Source organism: Mammaliicoccus sp. P-M58 (assembly GCF_022386165.1).
GTDB lineage: Bacteria > Bacillota > Bacilli > Staphylococcales > Staphylococcaceae > Mammaliicoccus > Mammaliicoccus sciuri.
The window spans coordinates 183212-203673 of sequence record NZ_JAJNJI010000003.1; the positions used below are offsets into that span (position 1 = coordinate 183212).

A 20462-nucleotide genomic window follows, 5' to 3' on the forward strand; every position below is an offset into this window, starting at 1 on the left:
TTAATAATTATAAAATTAATAATAGTTATAAATTCGATCTATCTGTGTTATGAGTATTCCACAATATAGTGTCGTTATGGTACAATCACCATTGGTACATTAAAATGATTATAAAAATAAGCGGTATACAATATATAACAACAATAAGAAAAGGATGATTGAATGTCTCCATTAATTTTAAAGCCTGTATTCAAAGAACGTATATGGGGTGGTAGAAATTTAGAAAATATGGGATATAACCTGCCTGAAGGACGAATCGGTGAATGTTGGGGAATATCTGCACATGTAAATGGGCCAAACGAAATCGCAAACGGACCATATAAAGGACAAACTTTAGATGAAGTTTGGTTAAATCACCCAGAACTTTTCGGTAATCCTACAGAAGAAAAGTTCCCATTATTAACTAAGATTCTTGATGCAAATGATCAACTATCTGTACAAGTACATCCTGATGATACATATGCACATGAACATGAAAACGGTGAATTTGGTAAGACAGAATGTTGGTATATTATAGATGCTAAAGAAGATGCAGAAATTATATATGGCACATACGCAAACACAAAACAACAATTAGAAGAGTTTATACAGAATGAAGATTGGAATCATTTATTTAAACGCGTAAAAGTAGAAAAAGGAGACTTCTTCTATGTACCTAGTGGAACAGTTCACGCAATAGGTAGCGGTATTATGATTCTAGAAACACAACAAAATTCTGATACAACATATAGAATTTATGATTATGACAGAATTGATAAAGACGGCAAGAAGAGAGAACTTCATTTAGATAAGAGTATCGACGTTATAACAGTAGGTGCACAAAGTCCAAATGTACCACCTAAAAAGATTGATGATGAAGACCAAAAAGGAACATTATTAATCGAAAGCGACTTCTTTACTGTTGCTAAGTGGGAAATTAGTGGGACGTTTAATTTCAGAAAACCTAGAGACTATTGCTTAGTAAGTGTGATAGCTGGAAGCGGAGAAATTATTACAGATGGTAATGTATTTGAAGTAGAAAAAGGCGATCATTTAATCATGACAGCAGATGATTTAGATAATCACATAAATGGTGAATTAGAAGTCATCATTAGTTATGTGTAGATTGGGGTCTATCATATGAAAAAATTTCTATATTTATCATTAGTATGTGCAGTCATTGCAGGATTAGGTTTATTTTTCGGAATGCCTAAGTATCCAACGCCAGTCATACCATTTATCATTGCGTTAATTGGTTTAATACTTGCAATCTCTACATTAAAAGACAAAGACATATCTGTAGGACTCAAAATAGGCGGTATATTAGTCAATCTTATGCCATGCTTAGCAGGGTTATCGCTGATCGTATAAAGCATTTAAAATAGCACGGGGCATAATATATGTCTCGTGCTATTTTTTGTATTTTAAGTAACAGTTCAGGTGAGTTTTGTAAATATGGGGGGCGTTAGTAACAGTTCAGGCGAGTTTTGTAAATAAGGGGGCCGTTAGTAACAGTTCAGCCGAGTTTTGTAAATAAGGTACAGCATTATAACACTCACACATATTATCTTCCTCCTCAATTTACCTTGCGCTATTTATAATATGCGATTTATTATATTTGTTCATTTTCTAATTAATCATTAAAAGTAATATACTATTATAGGATTAATGAAAATGAAATAAAACTGTAATATAAACGGTAAAGATTACGGTGTATAATTAATAAGAATTCATAAAAAAACTGTAAGAAGATGGAGGTAAGTTATTTTGAAGAAAAAGACAATAGCGGCATTTGTTGGTGCTTCAGTGGCAGTTGCAGTATCTTCTCATCAAGCGGAAGCAGCAACTTATAAAGTTAAAAGTGGAGATTCTTTATGGCTGATTGCTGATAAACATAATACAACGATTGCGAAAATTAAAAGCTTAAATAAATTAAGTTCAAACCTTATTTTTCCTAATCAAGTATTGCAAGTTCCTGGAACTTCAAATTCATCAAGTACATCAAACACGAGCTCAAGTAATACTTCAACTTCATCAACGACATATTACACAGTAAAATCGGGAGATACATTAGGGGTTATTGCTGGTAAATATGGTACAACGTATCAAAAAATTATGTCATTGAATGGGTTAAGCAACACAATTATTTATCCGGGACAAAAATTAAAAGTTAATGGTACAGCAACTTCTAGTAGTAACACGGGTAGCTCTAGTAACAGTGGAGCGTCTAATGCTTCAGGTAGCACTTCTACTTATACAGTTAAGTCAGGAGATTCACTATCAGCGATTGCAGCTAGATATGGAACGACATACCAAAAAATTATGTCATTAAATGGTTTGTCAAACTTCATCATTTATCCGGGACAAAAATTAAAAGTGAGTGGAACAACTTCAAGTTCAGGTTCTACTTCTAATTCAAATAGCAACAGTGGATACACATCACCGACATTCAATCATCAAAATTTATACGACTGGGGTCAATGTACTTGGCACGTATTTAACCGTCGTCAAGCTATAGGTAAACCAATTAGTACTTATTGGTGGAATGCAAACAACTGGGCAAGTGCAGCTGCTAAAGATGGTTATGTTGTAAATCACACACCATCAGTTGGATCAATCCTTCAATCATCAGCTGGATACTATGGTCATGTATCATTTGTTGAAAGAATTAATTCAAACGGAAGCATACAAGTATCTGAAATGAACTTTAGTTCATCACCAGGTGTACTAACTTACAGAACGGTACCAGCTTCTCAAGTTTCAAGTTATAATTTTATACATTAATCATTGAAGAGTCTTGGACATTATGATGTGTCCACGGCTCTTTTTTTATAATTGTAAACATAGACATGAGTGTGAATGTCTTATACAATGTTAATATTAATGTGTTGTTAAAAAAGTAAATTTTAAGCGTAATTTTTATATGAAAATAAAATTAAGATATCAAAGTAAACATCATTATGAAAATCGATCATTATAGATATTAAGGAGTATACATATGTCTGAAGAAAGAAACTACTTTTGGTTAAATTGTGGATATAATAGGTGGCGTCATACGGAACCATTAGAAGGCCAAACTGCAGTGTTTGAATCAGGTGCAAGCTTTAATCCAACGCAAGGCTATCATGCATTTAAGACAGCCAAACCAGGAGATAAAGTGATTTATTATCAAGTACAAAATCAAGTCGGCTTACTTGGGTTCGGTGAGATCTTACAAGTTCAAACGGGTGGTAATCAAAAAGTAAGTATCCAATTTAAGTTTGAGCAATCTTTAACAATGTTATCTATTGAATATTTAAAGAGAAGTGAACAATTAGAATCTAGAATTAAACAGATGACAGAACAATTGTTTAATCGAATTACGAAAGAAGAATTCGATTTAATTATAGGGTTAGGACAAGGCGCTATAAAAATTCCTAGGTATTTCTTGTTAACAGAAGAAATTCAATTTGAATCAGATCAAACATATACAATATTTACACATACTGTAAATGGTATAAAGAGAAATGGTTATACGTACTATACTCAGTTAGAAATAGGAGACCAGATTATATTTTTAAGTAGAAATGCTAATCAGTCTATAATAGGAACTGGGGAAGTGTCAGATAGTATACATAAGTTGCCACCACAACCAGGTAGAACAGATTCTACGTGTATTGAAGTTAAATACCATGAAGATATTAATCCTGTGAATATTGGCGAATTAAATAGACATCAAACTTTAAAGAAATTATATTTCTTGCAAGATAGTTCAAAACAATCTATTGCTAATTTAACAAAAGCACAATATGATGCCATGATAGATATGAGTAACGGAACTTACAAAGAAAGTTCTAGTAATCAATATGAGATGTCTGTTCAACGTGAACAGGAAAATGAACCTAAAAAAGATAAACCTATTATTTTAATGCTTTGTGACAATAAGGAAGACGGTTTGAAAAAAGCGAAACATTATGTTGAACGTGAACTTGCTAAAGGTATATATACAGTAGGTCATCCTGATTTCTCAGAAGAAATGTTATATGGTCGATATTTACCAAATGAAAGTGGCGCTTTATATTATAGAGAAGGTTTCATTACAGGACATATTACGAACTCAGAAAGAGAATGGCTAGTGATTGACCAGTTTGAAAGAATAGATCCAGAAATCTTTCAATTATTCTTAAATGTGCTTGATGGATACGAAATGACATTACCAAGATATAATCACGAAGGTAAAATGGTGAAGTGGAGTTTAGAAAAAGACTCATTCTATCGTCATAATCCTAAATGGCGCATGATTGGTTTATGTTATGGTTCGATTGAAGAAATTAAAGAACAATACTCACATCAATTTTTAAAACATTGTAGAGTATTACATGTAGGATAAAATAGACGGAATAAAATCTTAACACTTAAGATTTTATTCCGTTTTTATATTTTTAAAGGTTTATAAATTGCAGAATATTCTGTAATATAGAATTATGCTTGGTTTATATTTCACAAATAAAATAGCAAAGGGGTCATTTTATGGAGAAAATCGTAGCATTCTCAGATTGGTTATGGGGGTATCCAATCGTCACACTTTTATTAGTATCAAGCTTATTTTTAACATTGTATTTAGGTTTAATTCAATTCAGACATTTTGGTTACATGATGAAACAAACTTTTGGAAGTATTAATAAAGAACCTAAAGGAGAAGGTACGATTACTCCGAGACAAGCGTTAACTTCTGCTTTATCATCAACAGTAGGTGCGGCAAACATTGTCGGTGTACCTACAGCCATTATGATGGGTGGACCTGGTGCAGTATTTTGGATGTTAGTGATTGCGTTTCTAGGAATGGCATTAAAATATTCCGAAAATGTACTAGGTATATATTATCGTGAGAAAAACGATAAAGGAGAATTTGTTGGTGGTCCTACATATTATATGAAAAAAGGTTTCAAAAATAAAAAAGTCGGACTAGTATTCTCGTTTGTATTTGCATTTGCTTTAATGATTGAACTTATCCCAAGTATTATGGTACAAGGGAATTCAGCAGCAAGTACTGTACAAGATACATTCGATATTCACATGGGTATAACAGGAATTGTACTAGCTGTTATTGCAGCTTTAGTTGTATTTGGTGGTATTCAGCGTATTGCAACATTTACCGAAATGATCGTACCGGTTATGGTAGGCTTATATTGTATTATGGGCTTCTTGATTATTATACTGAATATTCAACATGTGCCTAGCGTAATTGCTTTAGTTGTTGAGAAGGCTTTTAATCCAGATGCGGCATTAGGTGGTAGTTTCGGTGCTGCTTTAGCCACAACAGTACGTTGGGGATTTGCACGTGGTATTTATTCGAATGAAGCAGGTCTTGGTACGTCACCAATTGCACATGCGGCTGCAAAGACAGATCATCCTGTAAGACAAGCTTTCTGGAGTGTAAGTGAAATTGTTGTAGATACATTAATCATATGTAGTACGACAGCATTTGTCGTTTTAGTATCTGATGTTTGGAAAGATAATGATGCTAAAGAACAATCTGCTGCACTTACAGCTCGTGCATTTTACAATGCATTTGGAACATTTGGAAGCTGGATTGTTTCTATCTCTATGGTCTTCTTCGTATTCTCGACAATCATTGTTGTTATATACTATGGTTCAAGAATGGCAGAATATTTATTTGGCTTAACGGCAGGATTTATTATGAAGATTGTTTATGTACTATCAATCGCACTTGGTGCATTCGGTGCTGGTACACAACTCTGGAATTTATTAGACATTGCACTTGCATGTATATTGATTCCAAATATTATCGCAGTCGTGATGTTAGCGCCTAAAGTTAAAAGTTTAACAACAGAATTCTTTACTGGAAAAGAATTCTATTTAAAAGATAAAACTAAAAAGTAAGTATCTACAATTAATTGAATACAAGAAAAAGATTATAACGATTACAGTTATAATCTTTTTTTATTTGTAAAATTATAGTACTTCTATGCACTTTGTGAGTTAGTCAATTCGGTTTGATAATTAACTGCTATAAAAATACATAAATTGTCAAATATATATTTAAATTCCATATTGATGTTATTTAATTTTGTGTTAAAATTATTTTAAGAAAATCTAATTAATGGAAAAAACAGGAGGTCAGACTATGAAGACTCAATCTTATTCAGAAGCAATTTCAACATGTTCAGCGTTTTTCGATCAGCAAAATAAAATTGATAATATCTTTTTAGTTATTGAACAAAAGTATGGTCTAAAGAAGCATGAATTTTTCTTTTTAATGAAATTAAATGAAGTGGAAGAAGTACATCTTAAAGATGCTATTGAAAAAGGCTATATTAAACAAAATAAATCAGCGAGAGCGATCAAACGTTTATTTGAGAAAAGATACATATTAAAAAATCGCTTAAAATCAGACGAACGAGCAGTAATTTTACGTTTTAACAATGAATATAAAGAAGAATTCAATGAAATTATGCAAGAAGTTATATATATGCTTAATGAATAATTATATGAGTTATAAGTATGAGCCTGGCACATAAATATTTGTCCAGGCTTTGTAATTATGGCATTGTAATATGTAGCATGAAATATTAAAATTATAAATGTAAGCGCTTTATTTTAGGAGGTTATCTATGGAGAAGAATAGTACATCTAAGAAAGAGATTAGTTTCTTTTGGGCCGTTGTGCCATTTTTATTTATGATTATCAGTATGTTATTTACGGTAGTCGTTTTAGAACAAGCTCCGCACATACCGTTAATGATAGGAACAGCAATTGCTGCAATTGTAGCGTACTATCATGGGTATAGCTGGCAAGACATTGAAGAAATGATGTATAAAGGTATTAGGCTAGCCTTACCAGCAATCGTTATTATCATTTTAGTTGGACTGATCATTGGTGCTTGGATAGGTGGAGGCATAGTAGCCACAATGATTTACTATGGCTTGAAATTAATAACGCCATCATTATTTTTAGTAACCATCGCAGTTATTTGTGCAATCGTATCATTAGCAATTGGTAGTAGTTGGTCAACAATGGCAACAGTTGGTGTAGCAGGTATGGGAATTGGATTAAGTATGGATATTCCAGCTGGCATGATAGCCGGAGCTATTATATCAGGATCATACTTTGGTGATAAGATGAGTCCATTATCAGATACGACAAACTTAGCAGCAGGACTAACAGGTACAGATTTATTTGATCATATTAAACACATGTTCTATACGACTGTACCTGCCGTTATCATTTCACTAATTGTATTTTTTATTTTAGGACAACAATTTTCAGCTGGTAATATGGATCAAGCAAAAATAGATGCTATCAATAGTGAAATGCTAAATAAATTTACAATTTCACCGTGGCTGCTGCTCGTACCCGTAATTGTTATAATATTAGTAGCATTTAAAGTGCCAGCAATCCCAGCTTTAGTCGTCGGTATTGTCTTAGGATTCTTATCACAAATATTTATTCAAGGTGGTAGTCTTCATGACAGTGTGAAAACATTACAAACTGGTTTTGTACTAGAAACAAAAAACGACTTAGTTAAAGAGTTGTTCAACAGAGGTGGATTAGAATCCATGTTCTATACAATTTCAATGACTATAGTTGCTATGACATTTGGAGGCATTCTAGAATACTCAGGCATGCTGAAAGCTATCATTACAAAAATTTTAAAAATCGCAAAAGGTACTGGTGGTTTAATAGCATCTGTTATTATCTCATGTATAGGTACAAACGCTTCATGTTCAGAACAATACATATCGATTGTAGTACCTTCAAGAATGTACATTAATACATTTTTGGAAAGAAGGCTACATCCGAAAAACTTATCACGTGCACTTGAAGACGGCGGTACAGTAACATCCGTATTCTTCTTGTGGAATACATGTGGGGTATTTATCGCCCAAACATTGAATGTGAATGTATTAGAATATGGCATTTATGCAATCTTTAATTATACAGTACCAATTATATCCGTCATCTTTGGATATGTAGGATTTAAAATTATCAAAATTAATGAAGAAGAATATAAAGCATTTAAAAAACAAGCTACTTAATAATAGAAATGAAGAGGTGCTAGGACAGAAGTGTCTTAGCACTTTTTATTTTTAGGGACATTATTCGTAATTGTGTTCGTAAAACTTTTATTTATCATACTGTCGTGTTACGTTAAAGAAAATAATGATTGGAGTGATTGTTATCGCTATTGTTTATTATGATGGGGATTGTGGATACTGTAATCGTGCTGTGATGTGGTTAATTCATCATAAGATTTCGACTCGTTTTCAATTTGCTCAACTTGAATCTTCATATGGTGATCATTTAATTGATGTTCGACCTGACTTGCAAAAAATTGATAGTATTATCGTTGTAGATGGTGACAAAGTATTGATTAAATCAAGTGCGATTATTCATTTATTATATCAAATAAAAGGCTATCAACTATTGGGATGGGCTTTGAAATGGATACCGAGATGTGTTCGAGATGTTGGTTACGATGTATTTGCCAAAATCAGACATAAAGTGATTTTGAAAAACGAATGTAAGATACCGACACCTGAAGAAAGAAAATATTTTTTAAATTAATATTGCATAAATAAAGATTGCGTGATATCCTTTTGTGTAAACGGTTACATAAAAGGGAGTTGAAGTATGGCAACAATTAAACAAGTTGCGCAACATGCGGGAGTATCTGTTGCTACTGTATCTAGAGCGCTTAATAAAAGTGGTTATGTTAAGAAGGAAACACAAGATAAAATTGATAAAGCAATTCAAGAATTAAATTATCGACCTAACGAAACAGCAAGAACTTTATATAAACGACAATCTAGAATGATAGGACTATTGTTACCAGATATGAGTAACCCTTTTTTTACAGTAGTTGCTAGAGGTGTTGAAGATGAAGCGATGGCGATGGGCTATCATATCATTATTGGAAATGGTGATGGCAATGATGAGAAAGAACTTGCTTATTTAAATACATTTAACGTACATAATTGTAGTGGTATTATTGCTTCACAATTATCGAGTAAGGAAACTTTTGATTCATTTAAATCTTATAATATGCCTTTTGTTCTGTTAGACCGTGTGTACGAGGATCATGAATTTGTTGAAACAAATCATTATAAAGGTGGACAACTTCAAGCTCAAGCAGTGATAAATGGTAAAGCACAATCTGTTCTTATTTTAGAACAAGACTTAAATTACAAATCATTTAGAGAGCGATTCAATGGTGCGAAGTTAATGTTAGATGAAGCGGGTATCAAGTATATCTCAGCTAATGAATTATCTTTATCAGAAGATGATTTTCTCAACTTAATTAAAGAACACGACATTGATAGTATTATTTGTAGTAATGATGTAGGTGCATTTAACGTCATGAGTATTCTTTATAATCATCAATATAAAGTACCAGATGATATACAAGTTGTTGGATATGATGATATTCCGTTATCACGTACATATTCACCAAGTTTAACAACGATTCATCAACCTGCTTATTTAATTGGTCAAAAAGCTTGTCAACAATTGATTAAACAGTTGGAAGGTAAACAAAGAGAACATCATCAAATATTAGATGTTACTTTAGTAGAACGACAATCAACAAGGAGAGATTAATATGAATAAAATTACAGTTATCGGAAGTATGTCTATAGATTTAGTTGTATCAGCGTCTAAAAGACCAGGTAAAGGAGAAACAATTCTTGGGGACGATTTCTTTACAACACCTGGTGGGAAAGGTGCGAACCAAGCAGTCGCAGCTGCAAGATTAGGCGATAATGTACATATGATTGGTAGAGTTGGCGATGATGATTTTGGTAAAGAAATATACGAAAATCTTCAAAATAATCACGTTATTGTGGATGGTGTGGAACCCGTTACACAAATGCCATCTGGAACAGCACATATAACATTATCTGAACAAGATAATAGTATTATTGTCGTACCTTCAGCTAACAATGAAGTGACACCAGACTATGTTAAAAAACATCTAGAAGCATTGTCAGAAGGAGATATCGTCTTATTACAACAAGAAATTCCAAGTGAAACTGTTGAATTTGCGGTTGAATATTGTTCAGAACACGGTTTGATTTCTATTCTGAATCCCGCACCGTATAGAGAAGTAAGCAACACTGTTATTGAAAAAGTCGATTATTTAACACCAAATGAAACAGAAAGTGATGAGATGTTTAAAGGTGAATTAGATGAAGCGTTAGCAGCTTATCCAATGAAATTGATTGTAACTTTAGGCGATAAAGGTGCAGCTTATCATAATGGTAAAGAAAAAGTTCAAGTACCAGGTTATAAACGTGAAGTGAAAGATACGACAGGTGCTGGAGATACATTTAATGGTGCATTTGCAGTAGCGCTTCAAAAAGAATACAGCTTAGATCAATCATTAGCATTTGCTAATTTAGCAGCAAGTCATTCAGTAACTGGATTAGGTGCACAAGGTGGAATGCCAACATTACAAGATATTAAAGGAGAATGGGATGTATAAGACAGGGATATTAAACAGTGAAATTTCTAAAGTATTAAGCGATCTTGGTCATACAGATCGTATTGTGATCGCAGATTGTGGTTTACCAGTACCAAAAGGCGTGCGAAAAATTGATTTAGCACTGACTTTTGGTGTACCAAGTTTTGAAAGCGTTTACGATATTTTGTTAGAACATATGTCTGTACAGAAAATGATTTTTGCAGAAGAAATTAAGACTGATAATTCACCACTTTATGAAAAGATTAAAGAAACAGATGTTGAAAGAGAATTTGTATCACATGAAGCATTTAAAAAATTAACACAAGATACTGTCGCTATTATAAGAACAGGGGAAGCAACACCATATGCAAACGTCATATTAGAAAGTGATGTTTTATTTTAAGGAGGGATTTCATGCTAGAAATGTCTGGTGTACATAAAGCGTTTGGCCAAAATAAAGTGTTAACAGGCGTAGATTTTAAATTAAAAGAAGCTTCAGTTCATGCACTTATGGGAGAAAATGGTGCAGGGAAATCTACTTTAATGAAGATTCTTGTTGGTATTCATGAAAAAGATGCAGGTCAAATTAATTATCACAATCAAGAAGTTGTCTTTAAAGATGCTCAAATGTCAGAAGAAGCAGGTATTACGTTTATACATCAAGAGCTTAATATTTGGCCAGAGTTAACAGTACTTGAAAATTTATTTATTGGGAAAGAAATGCGAAATAAATTTGGTATATTAAATGAGAAGAAAATGAAACAAGAAGCATTAAAAGTCTTTGGAAAATTAAACTTTAATATCTCATTGAAGAAAGTTGCAGGAAAATGTTCAATCGGTGAACAACAAATGATAGAAATTGCTAAAGCTTTAATGACCAATGCAAAAATTATCATCATGGATGAACCAACTGCAGCACTTACAGATAAAGAAATCACACAGTTGTTTAAACTCATTAAAAATCTTCAAAATCAAGGCGTTTCATTTGTTTATATTTCACATAGAATGGCTGAGATTTTTGAGATTTCTGATGAAATTACCGTTATGAGAGATGGTAAAACTGTATTGTATAAACCAACAAGTGAAACCAATTATGATGAAATTGTTAAATCGATGGTAGGTAGAGACTTAACAGAGCAATTCCCAGAAAGAACAGTCAACCCAGGTGAAACATTGATGCATGTTAAATCTCTTAATAATGATGAACAAGGCATCAAAGATATTTCATTCTCATTAAGAAAAGGTGAAATATTAGGATTTAGTGGTTTAATGGGTGCAGGTAGAACTGAGATTATGAGAAGTCTGTTCGGAATTGATAAAGGTCATAAAGATATAGACATTAATGGTAAATCCGTATTGATTAAGTCACCGGAAGATGCAATGAAACATGGTTTAGGCTTAATTACTGAAAATAGAAAAGATGAAGGACTCATTCTCGATTTCTCAATCGAACATAATATGGTTCTACCATCTCTTGAAAGCTTTTCGAATAAAGGGTTTATTAAAGAACAAGCGACGCATGTGTTTGCGGATCAAATGAGCAAAAGGCTCAATATTAAGACACCACGAAAAGCACTAGTATCCTCACTTTCAGGCGGTAACCAACAAAAAGTAGTGTTGGCAAAATGGATTGGTACAGGTGCTCAAATCTTGATTTTAGATGAACCGACAAGAGGGATAGATGTTGGTGCTAAGAGAGAAATTTATCAGTTGATGAATGAGCTAACTGAACGTGGTGTATCGATTATTATGATTTCTTCAGAGTTACCTGAAGTTATCGGCATGAGTGATCGCGTTATTGTTGTTCAAGAAGGCAATATTAAAGGTGAAGTTGAAGGCGAAAATATAACAGAAGAAAATATTATGACATTAGCTACAGGAGGGGAATTACATGCAACAACTAACAGCTAAGACTTCATTAGTCGAAAAAATTATTCCATTTATAGGACTTATATTATTAATCGTCGTGATTAGTATTATGAACTCTGCATTTCTAGATTTATCGAATTTATTAAACTTATTAAGGCAAGTTTCAATTAACGGGTTAATTGCTTTTGGTATGACATTTGTTATTTTAACTGGCGGCATAGACTTATCAGTCGGTTCGATACTCGCATTATCAAGTGCATTTACTGCAATATTAATTACAAGTGGTTTAGATCCAATCGTAGCATTGATTGTCGGAGTACTTGGTGGCTTCTTATTAGGTGTATTTAACGGTGTATTAGTAACATTCGGGAGTATGGCACCATTCATCGCAACACTTGCAACGATGACAATATTTAGAGGTTTAACACTCGTTGTTACAGATGGTAACCCTATTACTAATTTAGGTGATAGTTATATGTTCCAACTATTTGGTAAAGGTTATTTCTTTGGTATTCCAGTACCAGCAGTCACAATGATTATTGTATTTATTATATTGGCGATTATTTTACAAAAAACAACATTTGGTAGACATACATATGCTATCGGTGGTAATGAAGTAGCTTCAAAAATTTCTGGTATTAAAGTAAACAGAGTGAAAATTTTAATTTATGGTATTTCTGGTTTAATGTCTGCATTAGCAGGTGCAATTTTAACATCACGTTTAAACTCAGCTCAACCTACAGCCGGTACATCATATGAGTTAGATGCTATCGCTGCAGTTGTATTAGGCGGAACTTCTTTAACAGGCGGTAAAGGTAGAATTGTTGGAACGTTTATTGGTGTACTTATTATAGGTGTACTTAATAACGGATTGAATTTATTAGGTGTATCATCATTCTACCAACAAGTCGTAAAAGGTATTGTTATTTTAATTGCTGTATTAATAGATAGAAAAAAATAATCAATTAGATTGAGGGGAAAACAAATGAAGAAATTATTAATACTAATAATGACAACTGTGTTATTTTTAGCGGCATGTTCACTTGAATCGCCTTTGAAAAAAGATAATGAAGGTAAAACAAATAAGAAAAAATCTGATATAACAATTGGTGTCAGTGTTTCAACATTAAATAATCCATTCTTCGTTTCAATTAAAGAAGGCATTGAAAAAGAAGCTGAGAAACAAGGTATGAAAGTGAAAGTAGTCGATGCAAGAGATGATTCAGCTAAACAAACAAATGATATAGAAGATTTAGTTCAACAACAAGTTGATTATTTAGTTGTCAATCCAACAGATTCTAGTGCAATTTCTAGTGCGGTTCAGTCAGCAAATAATGAAGGTATACCTGTTATTACATTAGATAGATCAGTTGATAAAGGTGATGTTGCTACATTTATCGCTTCAGATAACGTTGAAGGCGGTAAAATGGGCGGACAGTTTATTTTAGATAAATTAAGTAAAAATGCGAAAGTTGCCGAATTAGAAGGTGTTCCAGGTGCAAGTGCAACAAGAGAAAGAGGAGAAGGTTTCCATAAAGTTGCCGACAAATCACTTGATGTCATTGCTAAACAAAGTGCTAAGTTTGATCGAGCAGAAGGATTAAACGTGACACAAAATATTTTACAAGCACATCCAGAAGTAGAAGCGATATTCTCACACAATGATGAAATGGCACTCGGTGCTATCGAAGCAATTGGTGATAAAGATGTAATCGTAGTTGGATTTGATGGTAATGAAGATGCAATGAAAGCAATTAAAAGCGGCAAACTAGATGCAACTGTCGCTCAACAACCTGATATGATGGGTAAAGCTTCAGTAGACTCTATCATTAAATTGATGGACGGTAAGAAACTTGAGAAAGAAATTAAGATTCCACTTAAGCTTGAGAAAGCAAAATAAATGTTTATAAAACGATAAAGAAGGTATAAGTCTAATGTAGGCTTTACCTTCTTTTTATGTAGATTTAAACTCTTATTTATAATTATTATAAATAAATCACTAAATATAGTTGACAGATTAGAATGATTATAATATAATAATTAATGTAATCAAGAAAAGATAACTACAGAGGAGTGTAAAATAAATGACAAATAATAAAGAAGTAATCGAAGCGTTAAATAAACAAGTAGCAGAGTGGACAGTATTATATACTAAATTACACAACTATCACTGGTATGTTAAAGGACCAAACTTCTTCTCACTACATGAGAAATTTGAAGAACTTTACAATGAAGCAAGTGTGTATGTTGACGATTTAGCTGAACGTATTTTAGCAATTGAAGGTAACCCAATCGCTACTTTAAGAGAAGCATTAGAATGGTCAGTTATTGAAGAAGCTGAGAAAAACTTAACTGCAAACCAAATGGTTGAACAATTATCTAAAGACTTCACAACTGTAATTGCTCAATTAGAAGAAGGTATTCAATTAGCAGAAAAAGTTAACGACGATATGACTGGTGATATGTTATTAGCAATGGTAACAAGTCTTGAAAAACACAACTGGATGTTAAAATCATTCTTAAAATAATATTGAATTAAGAAAACCTAATCCATGAACGTAGTGGATTAGGTTTTTTTAATCCATAAATGTAAACGCATTCACTTGAAATGAAAATTAAAGTAAACAGTGCTATCATGAATATAATTTCATATTGAGGGGGGATAACATGGAAGAACTCTATCATGCTATAAAGAAACATTTAGATAATGGACGCGTTTCTAAAGAAGTAGCGGATCTTTCAAGTTATAGTTTTGATGCTTCTTTCGGTGAATACATGCCTGATATTATTTGTCAGCCAGTGTCTACTGAAGAAGTTGTGCATATTGTAAAGTTAAGTAATCAATATGACGTACCAATTTATCCAAGAGGTAGTGGTACAAGTTTAAGTGGGGGACCACTTGCAGTTCATGGTGGCATAGTATTGGACTTTTCAAGATGGGACAATGAAATCACAGTTTACGAAAATGATTTAATGATGGAAGTTTCACCAGGCGTTATCACTGAGAAAATTCATAAAATTGCTGAATCATATGGATTGATGTATCCACCTGATCCATCCAGTTCTCGTGTTTCAACAATTGGGGGTAACTTAGCTGAAAATGCAGGTGGACCAAGATGCTTAAAGTATGGCGTCACGAAAGACTATGTTGTTGGGTTAGAAGTCGTAACGGCCAATGGTGATGTGATTCACTGTGGTGGACGCACAGTAAAAAATGTTACAGGCTATGATATGACGAAATTAATTGTAGGGTCAGAAGGTACGCTCGGTATTATTACAAAAGCTACTTTACAATTGATACCTAAACCGATTGATACAAAGACGGCAATGTTGCAATTTGATGATTTCATTACATCAGGTGAAGCGGTATCTAAAATTTTAAGATCAGGTATATTACCTTCTAAAATCGAAATCATGGATAAATATTGTGTTGATGCTGTATTGTCGACACATCCAATTGAGAATGTGACGGCTGATGCTGAGTCAGTATTGTTAGTCGAATTAGATGGTCATCCTTTAGCACTTGAAGCAGAAATGAAAATCATCGAAGAAACATGTGCTGCGCTACCTGGCTGTAAAGTCATCATTGCTGAAGATGAAAAACAAGCATCTGAACTATGGGAAGTACGTAAACTTGTGTCACCAGCTATCGTGAAATTTGGACCGACAAAGATAAGCGAAGATACAAGTATGCCGGTCAGTCAAATTCCAGCTTTCTTTGAAGAAATCGAAAGAATTCGACAAACTTATCAATTAAATCTAGTTGTGTTTGGGCATGCTGGAGATGGCAATTTACATCCTAATATTATTACGGATAAACGTAAGCCAGAAGAAATGAAACGAGCAGAAGAAGCAGTTGCTGAAATTTTTAAAGCTTCACTGAAATTAGGTGGTACATTAAGCGGTGAACATGGTATTGGATTGTTTAAAAAGCCATTTATGTTTAACGAATTTGATGAAGCGGGCATGAAATTTATGAAAGATGTAAAACAAGCATTGGACCCTAATAATCGTCTGAATCCAGGTAAAATCTTTCCAGACGAGCATGAAAGGTTTGTGTTAGTCCATGACGAATAATCTAATCGAAAAATTAGCTTATGATGCAACTTTTGATTGTGTTCAATGTGGCTTTTGTTTACCGTCTTGCCCTACATATTTAACGATGAAAGAAGAAAAGCATTCTCCACGAGGTAGAATCAATCTTGTTAAATATGCAGTTGAAGGTAAAGCAGAACTTAAAGATTTAGAAGAAGCGATTGATTTATGTTTAGGCTGTAGACAATGTGAAACAGTTTGTCCAACGAATGTTCAATATGGAGACATTTATGAATCGGCAGTCGAAGTATTACGAGAAAAGCGCAATAAAAAATTAGACACACAAATCATGTCTGTATTTTTAGAACGTCAATATATGTTAGATGTGATGTATAAAGGCTTGAAGCTCTATCATACGTCATTTGTTTCAAGCATTTTAAATAAGACAAATGCATTAAAATTACTACCAGAAAGATTAGGCAATATGGCGATGATTTTGCCACCAGTTCAAAAAGATAAGCGACCTTACCAAACACCATTTAGAAAGAAAAAAACAACAATTGGCTTTTTCAGAGGTTGCATGATGGACTCATTTTTCTCACATATAAACGATCTTGCGATAAAAATTTTAGAAGCTCATAATATTCAAGTTGTAGAAATTAAACAACAAACATGTTGTGGCGCACTTCAACATCACGCAGGAGAAATGGATAAAGCAAGAAAATTAGCCAAACTAAATATTGAAGCGCTAGAAAAATACGATGTAGATTATTATGTCAATGCTATTGGCGGTTGTGGCGCTTCGTTAATAGAATATGATCATTTATTGAGAAATGAAGCGGAGTGGAAAGATAGAGCAGAACAGTTTGTCGATAAAGTGAGAGACATATCAGTTATATTAGAAGACATTGACTTAAACTTAGAACACCCGATCAATATACAAGCCACATATCAGCCATCATGTCACTTGCAAAACGTACAACATGTATTCCATGAACCTGAAAAAGTAATCAACCAAATAAAAGGACTAACATATAAAGTATTACCTGAAAAAGACATCTGTTGCGGTTCAGCAGGTATATATAATATCGTGAATTATGATGCATCGATGGAAATCTTAAATCGAAAAATGAGTCACGTAAAAGAAATAGAGCCGCAATTAATCATCACGTCAAATCCAGGCTGTCACTTGCAAATGTTGTTAGGTGTTAAAAATGAAGGATTAGAAGATAAAATACAAGTCAAACATATCGTAGAAGTCGTAGCAGAAGCATGTGGTATAGAATAATGAGTATGTTGAGAGATGATTGGCGAGAGATGAGCGTGTTAGGGACAGAATTCTGAGAAATGTCCCTTAATGAGTACCCTCTAATTACCAGAATTCGAAATAATGATAGTTAGCGTATTCTAACTACCACAATTCAGAATAATGGAAGTTAGCCGACTCTAATTACCACAATTCAGAATAATGGAATTTAGCGACCTCTAATTATCTAAATTCTGGAACCTAACGCAATCTATATAACTCCTTAACTATCACAAATGAAAAGAGAGCTGAGACGGTAATCATCGTCTCAGCTCTCTTTTTATAATTATTCTGCGATTTCTAATGCAATTTCCATCATTTGTGTAAATGAATTTTGTCTTTCTTCTGCTGTTGTTGCTTCATCTCTTAATAAGTGGTCACTTACTGTGAAGATACCTAATGCTTTTTTACCAGCTGCAGCGGCATTTACATATAATCCAGCTGATTCCATTTCAACGCCTAAAATACCTAATCTTGCCCATTTACTTGTTACTTCTGAATCTGCATTATAGAAAATATCACTTGAGAAGATATTACCTACGTGTGATGTTGCGCCGATTTCGTCTGCTTTGTTTTTAGCGCTTGCTACTAAGCCGAAGTCTGCGATTGGTGCGAAGTAACCTGGCACGTTGAATTGATCAACATAACGAGAGTTTGTAGATGCACCTTGAGCGATAATAATATCGTATAAGTTGATATCTTCTTGCATAGCACCACATGATCCGATACGAATAATTGTGTCTACGTCAAAGAAATTATAAAGTTCATAAGAATAAATACCGATTGAAGCGATACCCATACCTGAACCCATAACAGAAACTTCTTTACCTTTATAAGTTCCTGTGTAACCTAACATATTTCTTACATCGTTGAATTGTTCTACATTTTCTAAAAAGTTTTCAGCTATAAATTTAGCACGTAATGGATCCCCCGGCATTAGTACTGTTTTTGCGATTTTTACACCATTTGGTTGAATATGTGGTGTCCCTTGTGTCATAACTATCTTCTCCTTTAAATAAAATAAAAGTTTTTTCATCTTAAAGATAACATTTGTTTAAATTTTTTGCGAATTTTTGTACGATAAGAGTGAAAGAAAGTGGTGAATAGGGATGGATTTACAAAAGAACAAGGATAGTATCAAGATTGCAAAGTTATATTATCAAGAAGGTTTGAGTCAAGAAGCGATTGCGAAAAAGTTAAATATTTCAAGACCAACTATATCAAGATTATTAAATCATGCTAAAAATCAAGGCTTTGTTACGATTAAAATTGATGACCCTTATCAAGATGCAGAAAGTTTAGCTTCACTTTTAAAAGCGAAATACAATTTAAAAGATTGTGTTGTTGAACATGCATCTTATAACGATTATTCAAATATTCAAACGGCAATTGGTAAAAAGACTGCTGAATATTTAAATAAAATTGTGAAAAGCGGGGATAATATTGGTATAAGTTGGGGTAAAACGATGTATCAAGTCTCTCAATATTTAGAACAAAGTCATTTTAAAGATATTGGTATTATTCAGTTGAAAGGCGGCATTAGTTTTTCTGATGTTGATACGAGAAGTCATCAAATTTTAGAAAGATTTGCTCAAGCTTATAATGCGACACCGAGAGATTTACCGTTACCCGTTATTTTTGATGTAAAAGAAGTTAAAGATATGGTTGAAAAAGACAGACATATTAAATCAATACTCGATCAAGGTAGACAAGTTGACGTTGCGATTTTTACTGTAGGAACTGTAAGAGATTCTTCCCTATTATTTAAACTTGGATTTTTGAGTGAAGAAGAAAAAGAAAGGCTTAAAAAATCAGCAGTAGGTGATATTTGTTCAAGATTTTATAATAGCAAAGGAGAAGTAGCAGACGAAGCTATTAATAATCGAACGATAGGTATTGAACTTGATGCGTTAAAAGGTATAGAACATTCAGTATTAGTTGCTGGAGGTGAGCATAAAATCGCTTCTATTAGAGGTGCACTCGAAGGTAAATTGAGTAATATTTTAATTACGGATCAATACACAGCACAGGCGTTATTAGATTAGTGAACAATATTTCAGTTATCGTTTTACAAATGTTCAACAACGTTATATAATAGAGTTAATCAAAAAAATATTAGGAGGATTCAACATGTCATTAGCTAAATATATCGATCACACAGCATTAAAACCAGATACGACTTTGGAACAAATTGACGCTTTATTAAGTGAAGCGAAAGAATATGGGTTCAAATCAGTATGTGTCAATCCTACACACGTTGCACATGCCAAGAAAGCGTTAGAAGGGACAGATGTACTTGTATGTACAGTAATCGGATTCCCTCTTGGAGCTAACACAAGTGAAGTTAAAGCATTTGAAACAGAAGATGCAATTAAAAAAGGTGCTTCAGAAGTAGATATGGTTATCAACATTGGTGCATTAAAAGACGGCAGAGATGAAGATGTTAAAAAAGATATCGAAAGTGTTGTTTCAGCAGCTAACGGTGTAACAACTAAAGTTATCATTGAAACTTCATTATTAACAGATGCTGAAAAAGTGAGAGCATGTGAACTTGCTGTTGCAGCTGGTGCTGATTTTGTTAAAACTTCAACAGGATTTTCAACTGGTGGTGCAACTGCAGAAGATATTAAATTAATGCGTGAAACAGTTGGTCCTGATTTAGGCGTAAAAGCATCAGGCGGTATCCGTTCATACGAAGATGTTAAAACAATGATAGATAATGGTGCAACACGTATTGGTGCTTCAGCAGGTGTTAAAATTTTAAAAGGTGAAGCGTCAGATTCAGATTACTAAAATTAATGGTACTTGAAA

20 protein-coding genes are annotated in these 20462 nt (G+C 33.3%); 19 read left to right on the top strand and 1 reads right to left on the bottom strand.

Annotated elements, in window-relative coordinates; all coding sequences use genetic code 11:
- Positions 1-162: 162 nt before the first annotated feature.
- From manA to LQ694_RS04770, 17 genes are all read left to right on the top strand, one after another.
- Positions 163-1104: a mannose-6-phosphate isomerase, class I gene (gene manA / locus LQ694_RS04690; protein ID WP_218697231.1), complete on the top strand. Its 942-nt coding sequence runs from the start codon at positions 163-165 to the stop codon at positions 1102-1104.
- Positions 1105-1119: 15 nt separating this feature from the next.
- Positions 1120-1350, top strand: a complete 231-nt coding sequence (locus LQ694_RS04695) for a hypothetical protein (RefSeq protein WP_058611915.1) — start codon at positions 1120-1122, stop codon at positions 1348-1350.
- A gap of 396 nt (positions 1351-1746) precedes the next feature.
- Positions 1747-2763: a LysM peptidoglycan-binding domain-containing protein gene (locus LQ694_RS04700; protein WP_049320055.1), complete on the top strand. Its 1017-nt coding sequence runs from the start codon at positions 1747-1749 to the stop codon at positions 2761-2763.
- Between the two features lie 214 nt (positions 2764-2977).
- Positions 2978-4348, top strand: a complete 1371-nt coding sequence (locus LQ694_RS04705) for an EVE domain-containing protein (protein ID WP_096792024.1) — start codon at positions 2978-2980, stop codon at positions 4346-4348.
- 140 nt (positions 4349-4488) lie between these two features.
- On the top strand, positions 4489-5862 hold the full coding sequence (locus tag LQ694_RS04710; protein ID WP_048541009.1) for an alanine/glycine:cation symporter family protein: 1374 nt from the start codon (positions 4489-4491) through the stop codon (positions 5860-5862).
- 244 nt (positions 5863-6106) lie between these two features.
- The gene (locus tag LQ694_RS04715; protein WP_048541006.1) at positions 6107-6466 is read left to right on the top strand and encodes a transcriptional regulator, SarA/Rot family; all 360 of its coding nucleotides are present in this window, start codon (positions 6107-6109) and stop codon (positions 6464-6466) included.
- Positions 6467-6593: 127 nt separating this feature from the next.
- Positions 6594-8018, top strand: coding sequence for a Na+/H+ antiporter NhaC (gene nhaC, locus LQ694_RS04720; RefSeq protein WP_196968399.1), 1425 nt, complete (start codon positions 6594-6596; stop codon positions 8016-8018).
- Between the two features lie 124 nt (positions 8019-8142).
- Positions 8143-8547 carry a thiol-disulfide oxidoreductase DCC family protein gene (locus LQ694_RS04725; RefSeq protein ID WP_201277786.1) on the top strand — a complete coding sequence of 135 codons (405 nt, stop codon included), beginning with the start codon at positions 8143-8145 and terminating at the stop codon, positions 8545-8547.
- Positions 8548-8613: 66 nt separating this feature from the next.
- Positions 8614-9579 (top strand): LacI family DNA-binding transcriptional regulator, encoded by a 966-nt coding sequence (locus LQ694_RS04730; protein WP_058611920.1) that lies wholly within the window; start codon positions 8614-8616, stop codon positions 9577-9579.
- 1 nt (position 9580) lies between these two features.
- On the top strand, positions 9581-10462 hold the full coding sequence (rbsK, locus tag LQ694_RS04735) for a ribokinase (RefSeq protein ID WP_096792025.1): 882 nt from the start codon (positions 9581-9583) through the stop codon (positions 10460-10462).
- Complete coding sequence (gene rbsD / locus LQ694_RS04740) at positions 10455-10844, top strand: D-ribose pyranase (protein ID WP_048540998.1); 390 nt, start codon at positions 10455-10457, stop codon at positions 10842-10844. Before rbsK ends, rbsD begins: the two co-directional genes overlap by 8 nt.
- A gap of 11 nt (positions 10845-10855) precedes the next feature.
- Positions 10856-12352 (top strand): sugar ABC transporter ATP-binding protein, encoded by a 1497-nt coding sequence (locus LQ694_RS04745; RefSeq protein ID WP_196968400.1) that lies wholly within the window; start codon positions 10856-10858, stop codon positions 12350-12352.
- The gene (locus LQ694_RS04750; protein WP_025906404.1) at positions 12333-13271 is read left to right on the top strand and encodes an ABC transporter permease; all 939 of its coding nucleotides are present in this window, start codon (positions 12333-12335) and stop codon (positions 13269-13271) included. The genes LQ694_RS04745 and LQ694_RS04750 overlap by 20 nt, the downstream gene beginning before the upstream one ends.
- A 24-nt stretch (positions 13272-13295) precedes the next feature.
- Positions 13296-14210, top strand: a complete 915-nt coding sequence (locus tag LQ694_RS04755) for a D-ribose ABC transporter substrate-binding protein (protein ID WP_058611923.1) — start codon at positions 13296-13298, stop codon at positions 14208-14210.
- Positions 14211-14394: 184 nt separating this feature from the next.
- The gene (locus LQ694_RS04760) at positions 14395-14838 is read left to right on the top strand and encodes a Dps family protein (protein ID WP_025906400.1); all 444 of its coding nucleotides are present in this window, start codon (positions 14395-14397) and stop codon (positions 14836-14838) included.
- 139 nt (positions 14839-14977) lie between these two features.
- The gene (locus LQ694_RS04765; protein ID WP_239771829.1) at positions 14978-16387 is read left to right on the top strand and encodes an FAD-binding oxidoreductase; all 1410 of its coding nucleotides are present in this window, start codon (positions 14978-14980) and stop codon (positions 16385-16387) included.
- Complete coding sequence (locus LQ694_RS04770) at positions 16377-17633, top strand: (Fe-S)-binding protein (RefSeq protein WP_096792027.1); 1257 nt, start codon at positions 16377-16379, stop codon at positions 17631-17633. The genes LQ694_RS04765 and LQ694_RS04770 overlap by 11 nt, the downstream gene beginning before the upstream one ends.
- A gap of 304 nt (positions 17634-17937) precedes the next feature.
- On the opposite strand, the gene deoD is transcribed toward LQ694_RS04770, so the two are convergent.
- On the bottom strand, positions 17938-18648 hold the full coding sequence (gene deoD / locus LQ694_RS04775; protein WP_025906394.1) for a purine-nucleoside phosphorylase: 711 nt from the start codon (positions 18646-18648) through the stop codon (positions 17938-17940).
- Positions 18649-18760: 112 nt separating this feature from the next.
- Between deoD and LQ694_RS04780 the strand changes: the two genes are divergently transcribed.
- Together LQ694_RS04780 and deoC are read left to right on the top strand one after the other, a co-directional pair.
- On the top strand, positions 18761-19696 hold the full coding sequence (locus LQ694_RS04780; protein ID WP_058591117.1) for a sugar-binding transcriptional regulator: 936 nt from the start codon (positions 18761-18763) through the stop codon (positions 19694-19696).
- Between the two features lie 85 nt (positions 19697-19781).
- Positions 19782-20444, top strand: coding sequence for a deoxyribose-phosphate aldolase (deoC, locus tag LQ694_RS04785; RefSeq protein WP_058611928.1), 663 nt, complete (start codon positions 19782-19784; stop codon positions 20442-20444).
- Positions 20445-20462 lie beyond the last annotated feature (18 nt).